This window comes from Pseudomonas sp. WS 5410 (assembly GCF_012985645.1).
Taxonomy (GTDB): Bacteria; Pseudomonadota; Gammaproteobacteria; order Pseudomonadales; family Pseudomonadaceae; genus Aquipseudomonas; species Aquipseudomonas shahriarae.
Genome location: NZ_JAAQWS010000016.1, coordinates 1 through 13864, shown reverse-complemented (window position 1 = coordinate 13864; position 13864 = coordinate 1). Strand labels below are relative to the sequence as shown.

The window sequence follows — 13864 nt, the reverse complement described above, 5'->3', positions numbered from 1 at the left end:
TGACGCATGACACTTATCATCGAGGACGGCACCGGCAAGCCTGACGCGGAAAGCTACGCGAGCGCCGAGGACCTGGCCATGTATGCCGTGAAGTTCGGCACGGTCATTCCTGAGGGTGCTCCAGCGCAGGAAGCGTTGCTGCGCCGGGCCGCCTTGGCTATGGATGGCATGACCTGGAAAGGCCGCAAGACCAGCAGCGAGCAGGGCCTGGCCTGGCCGCGGCGGGAGGTGCTGCTGGATCAAGAGATCAAGCCGAACAACTACCTGCCAGCGCGCATCCAGTACGGGCAGATGGCCCTGGCCGCCGAAATCCATCAGGACGATATCGACCCGGTGGAGAAGCGCAAGGGTGCGGTTCTGCTTGATCGTGTTGAAGGGGCGGTGACCCGGCAGTACGCGGCGATCCCCAGCACCAGCAACCGGCTACTGCCAGCGGCGCCGGATCGGCCCAGCGCTACGCAGTTTGCTGATTACCTACAAAAGCGCGGGCTGTTCGCCGTTCGCGCATAGCCACAACGGAGACCACCATGGCCACCTTCTACGACGAAATGGCCGTGATGGCTCTGGAGATGATCACAGAGTTCGGCCAACCCGTGACCATCAGCAAGACAGAGCAGGGAGAGTACGACCCAGAGCAGGGCGGCGAAGTACCAGGAGCAACCGTCGAGCAGATCGCCCAGGGCATCCTCCTTGACTTCACCGGCCTCGAATTTCAAAACAACAGCCTCATCCGGCAGGGCGACAAGAAGCTCAAGATCGCCGCGAAGGGCTTGGCCTGGGTGCCCGGCCTGCTCGACAAGGTGATCGCCCAAGGCCGCATCTGGTCAATTGTCCCTCCGCTGAAAGAGGTCAACCCCGCCGGCACTCCGATCCTGTATGAACTGCAGGTACGATCGTGACGAACAAGTACGCGAGCATGAACGGCAGCTTTGCCGAGAATATCCGGGACTTCGCAGAGCGCGCCCAGGCAGGTATCGACGCGACCATCCGCGAGATCGTGATCGAGATCGGCAGCAGCGTTATTCGCATGTCGCCGGTGGGCAATCCAGAGATTTGGGCTGCGAACGTCGTTCACCGACAGGCGAACAAGCGGGCCGCCGATGACTACGACTTCAAGGTCGCGGTCCGCAATACGATCATCAACCTCAACGAGTCGAATTTCACGAAGGCCGGCAAGCTGCGGCGCGGCGTGAAATATGCCAAACCCCTGACAAAGACCGAGCGCGACCAGAACTTCAATGTGAACGGCTTGGTCGCCGGCAGGGACTACGTCGGTGGGCGGTTCCGCGGGAACTGGCAGTTTTCCATTGGCGCGCCGGCGGAAGGCACCCTTGACCAGGTCGATCCTGTTGGCGGTGTGACGCTGGCTAAGCTGCGATTACAGGTCCAGGCGCTGACCGCTGGTGAGACGGCCTACATCGTGAACAATCTTCCGTACGGCATCCCGCTGGAGTATGGGCATTCGACCCAGGCACCCGGCGGCATGGTCCGAATCACTCTGGCCCGCTTCCAGCAGATCGTCGACGAAGCCACAAGGAACAACCAGGTATGAGCCACGCCATCATTGCGTCCATTTACGAGGCCAAGCTGATTGCCTGGAGCAAGGCCCGGGCGGAGCCGATCAAGGTTGTGTTCGAGAACATCCAGTATGAGCGGGCAGACGGCGAGACTTATCTACGGGGGTTCATGCTCCCAGGCGATACAGCCAGCAGCACGCTTGCCGGAGACCACCGCGCATTCATCGGCGTCTACCAGGTCAGCATTGTGGCTCCGGCCAATACCGGCAAAACAAAGACGAGACCACTTGTGGCTGAGCTGACTGCACTATTCCCGCTATATGCGCGAGACACCAAGGCCGGCGTTACGGTGGTAACCATGTCGCCTGTCGACCTTGGCCCAGGCATCACAGACCCGCCGACATACACCGTGCCGGTGTCGTTCGAGTACCGAGCCGACACCGCCTGATTCCGCCCATTGGGCAAACCAAGAACCCGCCATTGAGCGGGTTTTGTCATTTCTGATAAGAGGAAACACCCATGGCCGGCATCCAAATGCCCAACGGCGCCACCCTTGAGATCGCGTCTATCTACGGCACGGCGATCCCATTCACCGCCCTGACGAACGCCAATCCAGCCGTCGCGACAGCTGCGGCGCATGGCCTGGCCGAGGGCGACATCATTGCCGTCAATTCTGGCTGGACGCGCCTCGACGGTCGCGGTGTACGAGTTGGGGAGATCGCCAGTGGCACGTTTGCCCTGGAAGGTGTGAACACCACCAGCGTTCAGCAATACCCGGCCGGCTCCGGCATCGGTTCTGTCCGCGAGGTAACAGCCTTCACCGAGATCTCTCAGATCACGGAGATGAACTCCAGTGGTGGTGATCAGCAGTTCCTGACCTTTGGCTTTCTGGCTGACGATGACGATCGCCAGATGCCGACTACCAAGAACCCCATCACGTTGACCTTCACCGTGGCTGATGATCCGTCCAAGCCATATGTGGCCGTCTGTGAGGCGGCGGACGATGATAAGCAGGCTCGCTTGCTTCGCCTGAACCTGCCGGGCGGTAGCAGCATTATCTACAACGGTTACGTGTCGATCACGTCGACCCCTGCCATGTCCCGCAACAACCTGATGACCCGTGTTATCAGCCTTGCGCTGACCGGCCGCCCAACCCGCTACGCGGCCACGGTGTAACCCATGGCCAAGTTCAAATTGATCCAGAAGCCGACCTTCAAGGCTCCGGTGATGATCCAGCGCGCGGGCTACAACGCCGAAAAGGTCGAGTTCGAATTCAAGTACCTGGACCGAACCGCGCTGGCCGAGCTGTATACCGGCTGGAACGAGCGGCACGACGAGCTGAGCAAGCAGGTCGGGGACATGGACCTAAAAGCTTTCACTGCCGCCCAGATCGCCCTGCAAGCCGACCAGCTATTGGATGTGGTGGTGGGCTGGGATATTGAGGAGGAATTCACGCCTGAAAACGTGCGCATCCTCGTCAACTCGATTAACTCGGCACCAAAGGCTGTTCTGAATGCCTACGCAGAAGCCTTCAGTGAAGCCCGCCTGGGAAACTCCTAAGCGCCTCCCGCGCTCTTTATGAGCCAGGGCCCTCAGATGCAGACCTGATGGCCTTCGGCTTGTCCCGCCAAGACATCCCCGACAAGGAAGTCGGCATCTGGCCGGACAACTGGGACGCCTTCAAGGTCTTCGAGGCCATGAGCACCCAATGGCGCACAGGCGCGTGCGGCGCGACAGGCATGGACTACAGCGTTCTCTCCGGTGTGATTCGGATGTGTGGCGTACCAATCAGCCAGCGACAAACCATTTTCAGCGACTTCCGGCGGATGGAGGCTGAAGCCCTGGAGGTGATGGCGGAACAGAGGGAGAGCGCCAGGGGCGGGTAAAGCGTCGGTGTACTGCTATAGAAGACTAGCAGCCTAGGGATGAGCCCCCCATGCGGGGCTTTCGTGTTGCTCACTCGTTGATGATAAAGTTCCGCGATAACTCAACGAGGGAACGACATGAAATTATTCGTAGGTGCTCTGGCGTTAACGTTGCTGGCTGGTTGTGCTACATCGCCAGTACCTTCTGACAAGGCGCGTTCAGCACCATCTGAAAGGGTGAGCGGTTACCAGAAGCCAGTACCTGGTGGCAGCTCGCTGATTGTGACGAGAGACACTGGGTTTCAAGGTGGCGGATGTTTTGCAACGATTTTCCTAAATGGTGCACCCGTGGCGAAGCTGGACACTGGCGAGAAGGCTGTCTTCCAGGTGCCTTCAGGCGAGTGGTTGCTAGGTGCCGCGCTGGACGGTTCAGCGCTTTGCGCAGCTAACCCCGAACGAATGGAAACGTCAGTAGTTTTGAAGCAGGGCCAGCAAAAGAAATTCAGGGTTTTTATTCCTGCTGGTGGTGGGTCGATAGCCGTACAGCCGAGCAGCTTCTAAGTATTTAAGGAGAAGTTGATATGTCACAGGTGGTCGTTTTGGGCTGGCTTATTGTTGCCGGACTCACAGCCGTGGCGGCGAACGCGAAGAACAGATCTGCGTTCGAAGGCTTTTTGGTGGGGATTTTCTTTCCTGTTCTCGGACTGGTCATTTACCTAATAATCAAACCAAACCCACAAAAAACTTCAACTATTAAAGAAGGTCTTCTCGTCAACTCTAGCGGCGAGAGAGCCTGCCCTAGCTGCTCAGAACTTGTAAAAATGCAGGCGTCTAAGTGCAAGCACTGCGGAAGTGGTATCACGCCAATTACTGACGCTGAAGCAAGCTCTGCGCACGAGGCTGTGTACGGCCCCATGAGAAGCCACCGAACGATTCTAGTTTTGTTGCTAGGAATAGCTGTTGCGGTTTTCGGCTACTTTAGCCAGCACTAAATATATTTCCATAAGCCCGCCTAGAGCGGGTTTTTTTACGCCTGGAGAAAGCATGGCTACCAACTTCACGTCCTTGGGCATTGCCGTAAACTCATCGGAGGCGGTGAACGCTGCCGGCGACTTGGACAAGTTGGTCGACTCGGCAGAAGGCGCGGAGAAGGCGATTGTCGATCTGGGAAAAGCCGGCGATGGCCTGGCCAGCACCGGAAAGAAGATCACTCAAGCTGAAAGTGAGGTGGCACAGGGCGTCGACAAGTCTACTGCCGCGATAGATCGCAGGTCCGGTGCAAGTCGCAAAGCCGCCGACAGTGCGGTAGCTGAGATCAATGTCATCAGCCAGCTAGACAAGGCGATGAGCGGCAATATCACCAGCATGGAGTCGCTGATCCAGGCTGAGGGATTGCTCGAGCGTGCCAAGAAAGGTGGACTGGTAACGATAGAGGACCAGGTCAAGTATCAGGATCAGTTGGGGAAGGCCCACGACAGGCTTGAAAAGGCTGAAGCCAAAGAACTGGCGCAGAAGCAGCGCCTGATAGAGGTTGAGGGCCGACGGATCGAAGCGCTGAAGCGCACCGTGAATGGAATCGACCCCTTAACCTCCAAGCTGGCGAAGCTTGAAGAGCGTGAGCGAGCACTCAACGAGCTTCATAAGCTAGGCGAGACTGACGCCAACCGCTACAACGAAGCTTTGGCAAAAATCGGCAAGGATCGTGCAGGGCTGACAGCTACGGAAACCGCGTTCGACAAGTTGAAGCTTGGCACTCGCCAGGCACAAGAGAACGTGATGCAGCTCGCCAACGCCCTGCAATCGGGCGATCTGGGGAGTGGTGCGCGGGCCATTGCGCAATTGGGTGCGGGTGCCGGCGAATCAGCTCGAAGTCTGGCGGGGATGATAATTCCAGCCGGCCTACTGGTGACCGTTCTTGGGTCGCTTGGATACGCCTATTTCGATGCAATGAAGCAGGCTCGCGAGTTCAATGCTGCTATCAATGGCGGCACCAACGGCGCCGGTCAGACAATCGCCAGCCTGAAGGATATGGCCGAAGGTGCCGGGCGCATCACTGGAAATCTATCTGGCGCGCGCGAAGCGGTTGTGTCGCTTGCGTCGGGGGCCGCCACAAGCGGCACGCAGATGCGCAATCTGGCTGAGGCTGCGACAGCGATCAGCGAGATCACGGGGCAGGGTGCCGGAGAGCTCGCAAAGTCATTCGCCACTGCTGGGGATACAGCTACGGAGGCTGCGGGCAAAATCAGCAGCCAGTATGGGCTGCTGACCCTCGAGCAGTACCAGGTGATCAAGGGGATTGATGACCAGGGCGATCATCAGCGCGCGCTTGATGTCCTGAGTGGCAATTTGAATGAGGCGGCGTTAGAGCGACTCAAGGCCTATCGCGGGTCTCTATCCGATATTGAGCGAGACTGGGACGACGTCGGGGAAGCTACGAAACGCGCTTACTCATATATTAGGTCGGAAGCTTTCCCAGACCTCGCAAAGCAGATCGAGATTACCCAGCGCGTGCTGGATACCCGCAAGGGTGGCGGATTCGCCGGCGCAGTCTCCAGCGGGCTGAGCTCGCTCAATACTGCGCTAGGCTTGGGTACCGGCGAGCATGACGACTCTACTGAGGCGCTGGAGAAGAAGCTCGCGAACCTCAAAGCCAGGCAAGCAGCCAACGCCAATCTGGCAATCATCACTGGCGAGAACACCGACGCAAACCAGAAAGCTATTAAGATCCAAAAAGAATTGGATGCGCAGCTCGATGAGATTAACCCTCTAAATAAGCGCACAGCAGGGCTGGACAAGCTCAACGATAAATTCAGAACGCTTTACGAGAATGCTGAGAGGACCGGCCAAAAGTCTAAGCTTCTGGAGGGTGTCGATTTTGACGGTAAAAAGTTCTCAGGGGGTGCTTACGATACCTTGGTTAAAGGGCTTAACGATAAAAACAAAGGCCCGAAGGCCGGCTCAGCTCAAGTCGATCTGACCGGTTTCAATAACGCTAAAAACAACCTGTCCGACATCGTCACGGACTACCGAAACGCCCAAAAGGAACTGGAGGCCCAGCAGAAGGCCGGCGTGGTGTCGCTGTCGGACTACGCAAAGCAGCGATCGGCCCTGATCAATCAGGAAAAGGACGATGTGACGGCCGCGTACCAGGCTGAGATCGATGCCCTGGAAGCGGCCAAGGCCAAGAAAGGCACAACGGCGGCGCAGAGCATCCAGCTTGACCAGAAGATTGCCGATGCACGTCAGGGGGTGGTCAAGGCTCAAAAGGATGCCGATAGTCAGCTGACGGTCATCGCTACCAACGAGAAGGGCCGCCTGGAGCAACTGACGGCCGCCTCGGAGGCCTACGTCAATCAGCTGGAGCGACAGCGCGCCGCGCTGGAAGCGGCCGGCTCCCGTGCAGCAAACGGGCTGGGCCTAGGCGACCGGCAAGCAGCACTGCAAGCGAGCCTCGACGCAACCACGGACAAGTCCAACGACGAGCGTGCCAAGCTGCTGGATCGCCGTAAGACAGCGCCTGACAAGTACAGCCAGGAAGACTACATGCGCGACCTGGCAAGCCTTGAAGATGCGGAAAGGAAGTACCGCGACACCGTGGTCGACAACTACGACAAGATGTCGGAGGCGCAGGGTGACTGGCGTAGCGGAGCCTCTTCGGCTTTCCAGAACTACCTGCAGTCTGCCAACGATGTGGCGGGACAGACCAAGAGCCTGTTTACCAATGCCTTTTCCGGCATGGAAGACGCGGTCGCGAATTTTGCTATCACCGGCAAACTTTCGTTCTCGGACTTCACCAAGTCGATCATCGCCGACATGGCCCGTATCGCCACTCGGCAAGCAGCGTCTGGCCTGCTGTCCAGTATTGCCGGCAGCGCAATAGGGGCCTGGTTTGGCGGCGGCGCTGGGGCAGGCGCGACCAGCTTCGGTGCCGACATGGGCGGCGCTATTACCGCCAACGCCAAGGGCGGTGTGTACGACTCGCCGAGCCTTTCCAGCTTCAGCAACCAGGTGCATGACAAGCCGCAGATGTTCGCCTTCGCAAAGGGCGCGGGCATCTTCGCCGAGGCCGGGCCGGAGGCAATCATGCCGCTGACCAGGACGGCCGGCGGCGAACTTGGTGTCCGTGCGCTGGGCGGCGGTGGTGGCGGGGGAGGCGGTGGCAACACCTACAACTTCCCCGTATCGGTTTCCGTGCAAACGACCGGCGACGGCGGCAACGCAAGGCAGGAAGACACCACTCAACTGGGCAAGGGCATTCAGCAGGCAGCGAAGACCGAGGCGGAAACCGCAATTGCCAAGGGCCTTCAGCCTGGCGGCTCAATCTGGCGAGTCATCAACGGGAGGTAACCATGGCGATTGAAACGTTCACCTGGCCCACCCAGCACGGGGAGGTGCCGACATTTGAATATAGGATCAGGGAATCGCGATTTGGCGGGGGCTATAAGCAAGTTGTCGGCGACGGTCCGAACAATAAAGAAGATACGTACCCAATCACCCACACCTGCAACACCGCCACGGCTCTGGCCATGATGGCCTTCTTCGATCGTCACAAAGGCGCCAAGGCCTTCCTCTGGACCACTCCACTGGGCCAGCTTGGCCTTTTCACCTGCAAGAACCCAACCCCTACGCCAATGGGCGGGGGCGTATTCAAAGTGACGGCGACGTTCGAGCGCGCTTTCCACCCGTAAAGGTCAATCCATGTCGCTGATCAATGCTATCCAGACTCTTGAGCCTGGCAACGAAGTCATGCTGTTTGAGCTGGACGGCAGCGATTATGGCGCCGATGTCCTGCGCTTCCACGGCCATGCGATACCGCACACGCCTGCCGAACTGATCGCCGCCGGCGTCGACGCCGACCAGTTACCGGCCAAATCGATCTGGTGGAAGGGTGAAGAGTACGGCGCCTGGCCCATGCAGTACGAGGGCAGCGAGGCGAATGGTGACGGCACCGCGGTACGGCCGAAGCTGTCGGTCGGCAACGTCAATGGGCGGATCACCGCGCTCTGCTTGGCCTTCGAGGATTTGCTCGAGTTCAAGCTGACCATTCGCAATACGCTGGCCGAGTTTCTCGACGCCGTGAACTTCGAAGGCGGCAACCCCACGGCGGATCCCACCCAGGAATCGATCGAGGTCTGGTATGTCGACCAGAAAACCAACGAGGACGGCGAGTCGGTCAGTTGGGACTTGGCCAGCCCGGGCGATGTCGGCGGCGAGACGATCGGTCGCCAGATGACGACATTATGTCACTGGTGCCTAACGGGGGGTTACAGAGGCCCCAACTGTGGCTACACCGGCCCCTACGTCACCAAAGACGGTGTTGTCACGGATGACCCCGAACTCGACGAGTGCGACGGCACGCTAGGCAAAGGGTGCGACCCGCGCTTTGGCGTAGGCAATCCCGCGTCCTTCGGTGGATTCCCTGCTGTCTCACTTATCGCCCGGAGTTGACGAATGCGCAAACACATAATTGCGGCCATCCAGGCGCATGCGGCCGCCGAGTACCCGAAAGAATGCTGCGGGCTGGTGCTGGTCGTGGGTCGGGCTCAGAAGTACTTTCCGTGCCGGAATATCGCCACGGAGCCGAACGAAGAGTTCCGGCTTGACCCAGAGGATTACGCCGCGGCGGAAGACCTTGGTCAGGTTATTGGCATCGTGCATTCACACCCGGACGCCACCAGCCGACCATCATCGCGTGACTTGGCGATGTGCGAGGCCACGGCGTTGCCCTGGCACATTCTGTCTTGGCCTGAAGGAGACCTCAGGACGATCACGCCCTCTGGCGCCGTGCCGCTGCTCAAGCGACCATTTGTTCATGGTGTGTGGGACTGTTGGGCTGTATGCGAAGAGTGGTACCAGCGCGAGTGGGGCCTTAAGTTCGAGACCTTCAAGCGGGCTGATGGCTGGTGGGAGAGCGCGGACAGCGCCAGCTTGTACGAGGCGAACTACGCCGCCGCCGGCTTCGAGCAAGTGGACACCCCGCAGCGCGGCGACATGCTTGTGATGGAGGTAGGCCGCACGGCGCACCCAAACCATGCAGGTATCTATCTGGGCACTGACCCATCGCTGCCAGGCGAAGATTCAGGCGTGCTCGGCCCTGGGCCCTTCGTCCTGCACCACCTCTATGGCCGGCCATCAGAGGTGATTGTCTACGGCGGGCCATGGCTTCAGCGCACACGCTTAATTCTTCGACACAAGGAGGCACGATGAGCGCCATCGTTTATTCGCCAATGACCACCATCAAACTGTCCGGCTCGCTGGCTCAGAAGTTCGGCAGGCTGCACCGGCGCCAGGTTGGCCCAGGAGATACGTGGGAAGTTTTCCGGGCGCTTAAGGCCACCATTGACGGATTCGAGGCCGAGATTCGCCGCCTTGACCGCCTGGGTCTTCGCTTCGCCATCTTCCGCAACCGTAAAAACGTCGGGCCCGACGAGTTCGGCATGGGCGGGGCCAGGGAGATAAGGATTGTCCCAGTCGTAGAAGGTCGCAAGCGGGGCGGCATTTTGCAGATTGTGCTGGGCGTCGTGCTGATTGCGGCCAGCTACTTCGGCGCGCCGACGGCGCCCGCCGGTATCGCGTTGCTCGCCGGGGGGGTGATTCAGATGCTCAGCCCGCAGGCATCAGGCCTAAAGCAGAGCGCAGCGCCTGAAAACATGCCCAGCTACGCATTCGGCAGCGCGAAAAACACCACGGCCAGTGGCAACCCCGTCCCCATCTGCATCGGTGAGCGCCGGTGGGGCGGTGCAATCATTTCGGCCTCTATCTACGCCGAAGACAAGACATAACCTCGACACGTCGAGCAAGCCGCCCAAGAGGCGGTTTTTTATTGCCTGGAGGAAAGCATGGGCGCAGCACAGAATCTGGATATTCACGGTGCCAAAGGTGGGGAGAGCAAGCCAAAGGCGCCGGTAGAGGCACCCGATAGCCTGCGCTCCACCAACGTGGCCAAGATCCTCATCGCAGTGGGCGAGGGTGAGTTCGATGGTGTGCCCACCGCACGCGACATTTTTCTCGATAACACCCCGATCCAGGACGCCAGCGGAAACTATAACTTCAGCAATGTGAAGTGGGACTGGCGACCAGGCTCGGTTGAGCAGACTTACATCCCAGGTATTCCGTCAGTCGACAACGAGACCTCCCTGAATATCGAGCTGCGCAGTGGCACGCCGTGGGTGCAGTCGTTTACTAACCTTCAGCTCTCTGCGGCGCGTATTCGCCTGGCCACACCGCGACTGGCGAGCCAGGATGGCGCAAACAACATCAACGGCTATCGCGTCGAGTATGCGGTCGACGTGGCAACTGATGGCGGCGCCTACCAGCAGGTTCTGTTAGGTGCCATGGACGGTAAGACGACCACGCGCTACGAGCGCTCATTACGCGTCGACCTGCCGCCGGCTGCCAGCGGCTGGCTGATCCGTGTTCGCCGAATCACCCCCAACTCGCAGAGCACTGACAAAGTTGCCGACAGCCTGTTCATCGCCGGCTACACCCAGGTGATCGACGCAAAGCTGCGCTACCCGAACACCGCGCTATTGTTCGTCGAGTTCGACGCCGAGCAGTTCACCAACATCCCGGCCGTCACCGTGAAATGCAAAGCGCGCCGTTGGCAGGTTCCGAGCAACTATGACCCGGTGGCGCGGACATATACCGGTGCCTGGGATGGCACAATGAAAGAGGCGTGGACCAATAACCCGGCTTGGGTCACCTACGGCATCTGCACCCAGGATCGTTTCGGACTGGGTCGCCGAATCAAGCCGTGGATGGTGGACAAGTGGGAGCTATACCGCATCTCACAATATTGCGATCAGTTGGTGTCCGATGGTGCCGGCGGCGTTGAGCCGCGCTTCTTGTGTGACATGAACCTGCAGGGAAAGGCCGATGCATGGTCATTGCTGCGGGACATTGCCGGCATCTATCGCGGCATGACGTACTGGGCTCAGGGCCAACTGGTGATGCAGGCTGACATGCCTCGGGCACAGGACATGGACTACGTCTTCACCCGGTCGAATGTCATCGACGGCAAGATCTCCTATGGCAGCGCATCGGCGAAGACTCGCTTTACGCGCTGCCTTGTCAGCTACGACAACCCGCTGAACAACTACGACACCGATGTCACGGTCTATTCCGACTTGCCGCTGCAGCGCCGCCTGGGCGACAAGCCGACGGAGATCAGTGCCATCGGCTGCACTCGGGCATCTGAGGCCCAGCGCCGCGCTAAGTGGCTGGTGCTGAGCAACAACCAGGACCGCACCATCAGCTTCAGGACCGGCATGGAAGGCCGTATTCCGCTGCCTGGGTTCATTATCCCCGTGGCCGACTCGCTGTTGGCGGGCCGGGAGATAGGCGGGCGCATTGCAGCCGCGGCGGGGAAGGTCGTCACCTTGGACCGCGATACCCTGGCCAAGGCCGGTGACCGGCTGGTGATTAACCTTCCCGGCGGGCGGGCGGAAGGGCGCACAGTGGAAAGCGTGAGCGGCCGCAACGTAACTGTGACTGTTGCCTACAGCGAGGCGCCGGCCGCGCAGCTTCAGTGGGCAATCGACGCCGATGATCTGGCTATTCCTCTGTATAGGGTTATGAGGACCGCCCGGACCCCGGAGGGCGACTACGACATCAGTGCACTGCAGTACGAGCCGAGCAAGTTTCCAAGTATCGACACTGGCGCACGCCTTGAAGAACGCCCAATCAGTGTTGTGCCGATCACAGTGGTGCCGGCACCTGCGAGCGTCGACATCACGTCGAACCTCGCGATCGACCAAGGCCTGGCAATCAGCACCATGAACATCTCCTGGCCATCCGTACCTGGTGCGGTCGCTTATGACGTGGAGTGGCGCAAGGACAGCGGCAACTGGATCAAGCTGCAGCGCACTGGCTCGACGAGCGTGGACGTTACTGGCATCTACTCGGGCGCCTATCTGGCCCGGGTGCGTTCAGTGAGCGCCTTCGAGATCTCTTCGATTTGGAAGAGCTCAAACCTGACCAACCTGGAGGGGAAGGTCGGTCTGCCGCCGGCGGTGGCGTTTCTGACCACCACTAGCGAACTGTTCGGGATCGGCATCAAGTGGGGTTTCCTACCAGGTGCAGAAGACACCCAGCGTACCGAGGTCTGGTATGGCCCTGCGAACGACTTGGGGGCGTCGACCAAGCTGGCCGACCTGGCTTACCCGCAGGCTGACTACCGCATGCAATCGCTGCTGGCTGGTGCAACCCTGTTCTTCTGGGCGCGCCTGGTGGATCGCACTGGCAACGTGGGGCCTTTCTATCCGATCGGTAATGGCGTGATGGGCCAGGCCAGCTCTGATGCTGGGCCGATTCTTGAGCAGATCAAAGGGAAAGTTGACGAGAGCGCTATCAGCAAAGAGCTCAACGACCGAATCGACTTGATCGACGGTAGTGGCCCCGGATCCGTCAACGCCAGGATCGATCAGGCTGTTCAAGACTTCGCCGACGCTCTGGCATACGACCCTGAGAAACCCTACGTTAAAGGCGATATGGTCCGCCAAGGACAGCGGATTTATCAGGCAGAAGGGCCGGTAGCTGTGGGGATCGCTCCTCCGGCAGCCCCGTGGAAGGACATCGGTTCAACTCTCGAAGAGGCCAATGCGCTTGCGGGCGAGGTCCACCAGAACACCCTGGATATCGCCGAGGTCGATGGCAAGCTGGTTGCAACATCTGAAAAGGTTGATGGGGTTTACGCTCAGGTCAATCCAACCTATGCAGGCGACACGACCACCAACGCCGGCGACAACACTGTCAGCGCGGGCGTGTGGTCCGTATGGTCTGCGATTGCCGAGGGTGATTACGCTCAAAGCAAGCGCACTGACTTGGTTGAAGCCTCGGTAAATGCCAACACCGCCGCGATATCAACCGAGACCACGGCGCGAGTCTCTGCCGACACTGCCCTGGCTCAGCAAATCACTACTCTTGGCGCGCAAGTTGGAGGCAACTCTACCGCTATACAAACGGAAACGGCCGCTCGGGTAGCGGCAGATGGGGTGCTTGGCCAGCAGATTACGACCGTAGAAACCAATCTCAATGGGGCCAACCTGTCGATCGCACAGAACGCCCAAGCTATTCAGGACGTCGACGGAAAGGTTTCTGCTACATGGTCGGTGCGCCTGCAGTACACCTCGGCTACAGGTGAATATAAATATGCTGGTGTGGGGCTCGGCCTAGAAGACGGCCCTGGCGGCTTGCAGTCCAAGTTCATTATTGATGCGGATATGTTCGCCCTTGGGCAGGGCGGCACGATTCCTTTTGCCGTAACGGACGGCCAGACGTTTATTAAAGCCGCGTTTATCCAAGATGGCACCATCACCAATGCCAAGATCGGCAACTACATCCAATCGAACAACTATGTCGCTGGTACCAGTGGCTGGAAGCTGTTCTTCGATGGGACGTTTGAGATTAATGGCGCATTCGGTGGGCAGGCCAGGCAGGTGATTAATAACCGAGGTGGCAAGGTCTATGACGAAAATGGTGTTA

At 59.4% G+C, this 13864-nt stretch carries 15 protein-coding genes; all 15 read left to right on the top strand.

Going from position 1 to position 13864, the window contains the following annotated elements; all coding sequences use genetic code 11:
* Positions 1 to 6 precede the first annotated feature (6 nt).
* Positions 7 to 510 carry a DnaT-like ssDNA-binding protein gene (locus HBO24_RS21395; protein WP_170060258.1) on the top strand — a complete coding sequence of 168 codons (504 nt, stop codon included), beginning with the start codon at positions 7 to 9 and terminating at the stop codon, positions 508 to 510.
* Positions 511 to 527: 17 nt separating this feature from the next.
* Positions 528 to 899 (top strand): hypothetical protein, encoded by a 372-nt coding sequence (locus HBO24_RS21390; protein WP_170060257.1) that lies wholly within the window; start codon positions 528 to 530, stop codon positions 897 to 899.
* Between the two features lie 17 nt (positions 900 to 916).
* A complete protein-coding gene (locus tag HBO24_RS21385) occupies positions 917 to 1552 on the top strand; it encodes a hypothetical protein (RefSeq protein ID WP_170060321.1) in 636 nt (211 codons plus the stop codon).
* Positions 1549 to 1965 carry a phage tail terminator-like protein gene (locus HBO24_RS21380; protein ID WP_170060256.1) on the top strand — a complete coding sequence of 139 codons (417 nt, stop codon included), beginning with the start codon at positions 1549 to 1551 and terminating at the stop codon, positions 1963 to 1965. The genes HBO24_RS21385 and HBO24_RS21380 overlap by 4 nt, the downstream gene beginning before the upstream one ends.
* 71 nt (positions 1966 to 2036) lie before the next feature.
* Complete coding sequence (locus HBO24_RS21375; RefSeq protein WP_170060255.1) at positions 2037 to 2693, top strand: phage tail protein; 657 nt, start codon at positions 2037 to 2039, stop codon at positions 2691 to 2693.
* Positions 2694 to 2696: 3 nt separating this feature from the next.
* Entirely contained in the window at positions 2697 to 3077 is a 381-nt protein-coding gene (locus tag HBO24_RS21370; protein ID WP_170060254.1) for a phage tail assembly chaperone, read from the top strand.
* A 47-nt stretch (positions 3078 to 3124) separates the two neighbouring features.
* Positions 3125 to 3403 carry a DUF1799 domain-containing protein gene (locus HBO24_RS21365; protein ID WP_170060253.1) on the top strand — a complete coding sequence of 93 codons (279 nt, stop codon included), beginning with the start codon at positions 3125 to 3127 and terminating at the stop codon, positions 3401 to 3403.
* A gap of 117 nt (positions 3404 to 3520) precedes the next feature.
* The gene (locus tag HBO24_RS21360) at positions 3521 to 3943 is read left to right on the top strand and encodes a hypothetical protein (RefSeq protein ID WP_070996042.1); all 423 of its coding nucleotides are present in this window, start codon (positions 3521 to 3523) and stop codon (positions 3941 to 3943) included.
* A 20-nt stretch (positions 3944 to 3963) separates the two neighbouring features.
* Positions 3964 to 4374, top strand: a complete 411-nt coding sequence (locus HBO24_RS21355) for a hypothetical protein (RefSeq protein ID WP_170060252.1) — start codon at positions 3964 to 3966, stop codon at positions 4372 to 4374.
* Positions 4375 to 4426: 52 nt separating this feature from the next.
* The gene (locus tag HBO24_RS21350) at positions 4427 to 7729 is read left to right on the top strand and encodes a phage tail tape measure protein (RefSeq protein WP_170060251.1); all 3303 of its coding nucleotides are present in this window, start codon (positions 4427 to 4429) and stop codon (positions 7727 to 7729) included.
* 2 nt (positions 7730 to 7731) lie between these two features.
* Positions 7732 to 8070 carry a phage tail protein gene (locus tag HBO24_RS21345; RefSeq protein WP_170060250.1) on the top strand — a complete coding sequence of 113 codons (339 nt, stop codon included), beginning with the start codon at positions 7732 to 7734 and terminating at the stop codon, positions 8068 to 8070.
* 10 nt (positions 8071 to 8080) lie between these two features.
* Positions 8081 to 8830: a phage minor tail protein L gene (locus tag HBO24_RS21340; RefSeq protein WP_170060249.1), complete on the top strand. Its 750-nt coding sequence runs from the start codon at positions 8081 to 8083 to the stop codon at positions 8828 to 8830.
* Between the two features lie 3 nt (positions 8831 to 8833).
* Positions 8834 to 9589: a C40 family peptidase gene (locus HBO24_RS21335; protein ID WP_170060248.1), complete on the top strand. Its 756-nt coding sequence runs from the start codon at positions 8834 to 8836 to the stop codon at positions 9587 to 9589.
* Positions 9586 to 10164, top strand: coding sequence for a tail assembly protein (locus tag HBO24_RS21330; protein ID WP_170060247.1), 579 nt, complete (start codon positions 9586 to 9588; stop codon positions 10162 to 10164). The genes HBO24_RS21335 and HBO24_RS21330 overlap by 4 nt, the downstream gene beginning before the upstream one ends.
* A gap of 57 nt (positions 10165 to 10221) precedes the next feature.
* Positions 10222 to 13864: phage tail protein (locus tag HBO24_RS21325; RefSeq protein WP_170060246.1), on the top strand; the 3643-nt coding region annotated here is incomplete at its 3' end.

Coding starts and splice junctions, on each gene's coding strand:
- HBO24_RS21395 (WP_170060258.1), top strand. CDS start 7: ATGACACTTATCATCGAGGACGGCACCGGCAAGCCTGACGCGGAAAGC.
- HBO24_RS21390 (WP_170060257.1), top strand. CDS start 528: ATGGCCACCTTCTACGACGAAATGGCCGTGATGGCTCTGGAGATGATC.
- HBO24_RS21385 (WP_170060321.1), top strand. CDS start 917: ATGAACGGCAGCTTTGCCGAGAATATCCGGGACTTCGCAGAGCGCGCC.
- HBO24_RS21380 (WP_170060256.1), top strand. CDS start 1,549: ATGAGCCACGCCATCATTGCGTCCATTTACGAGGCCAAGCTGATTGCC.
- HBO24_RS21375 (WP_170060255.1), top strand. CDS start 2,037: ATGGCCGGCATCCAAATGCCCAACGGCGCCACCCTTGAGATCGCGTCT.
- HBO24_RS21370 (WP_170060254.1), top strand. CDS start 2,697: ATGGCCAAGTTCAAATTGATCCAGAAGCCGACCTTCAAGGCTCCGGTG.
- HBO24_RS21365 (WP_170060253.1), top strand. CDS start 3,125: ATGGCCTTCGGCTTGTCCCGCCAAGACATCCCCGACAAGGAAGTCGGC.
- HBO24_RS21360 (WP_070996042.1), top strand. CDS start 3,521: ATGAAATTATTCGTAGGTGCTCTGGCGTTAACGTTGCTGGCTGGTTGT.
- HBO24_RS21355 (WP_170060252.1), top strand. CDS start 3,964: ATGTCACAGGTGGTCGTTTTGGGCTGGCTTATTGTTGCCGGACTCACA.
- HBO24_RS21350 (WP_170060251.1), top strand. CDS start 4,427: ATGGCTACCAACTTCACGTCCTTGGGCATTGCCGTAAACTCATCGGAG.
- HBO24_RS21345 (WP_170060250.1), top strand. CDS start 7,732: ATGGCGATTGAAACGTTCACCTGGCCCACCCAGCACGGGGAGGTGCCG.
- HBO24_RS21340 (WP_170060249.1), top strand. CDS start 8,081: ATGTCGCTGATCAATGCTATCCAGACTCTTGAGCCTGGCAACGAAGTC.
- HBO24_RS21335 (WP_170060248.1), top strand. CDS start 8,834: ATGCGCAAACACATAATTGCGGCCATCCAGGCGCATGCGGCCGCCGAG.
- HBO24_RS21330 (WP_170060247.1), top strand. CDS start 9,586: ATGAGCGCCATCGTTTATTCGCCAATGACCACCATCAAACTGTCCGGC.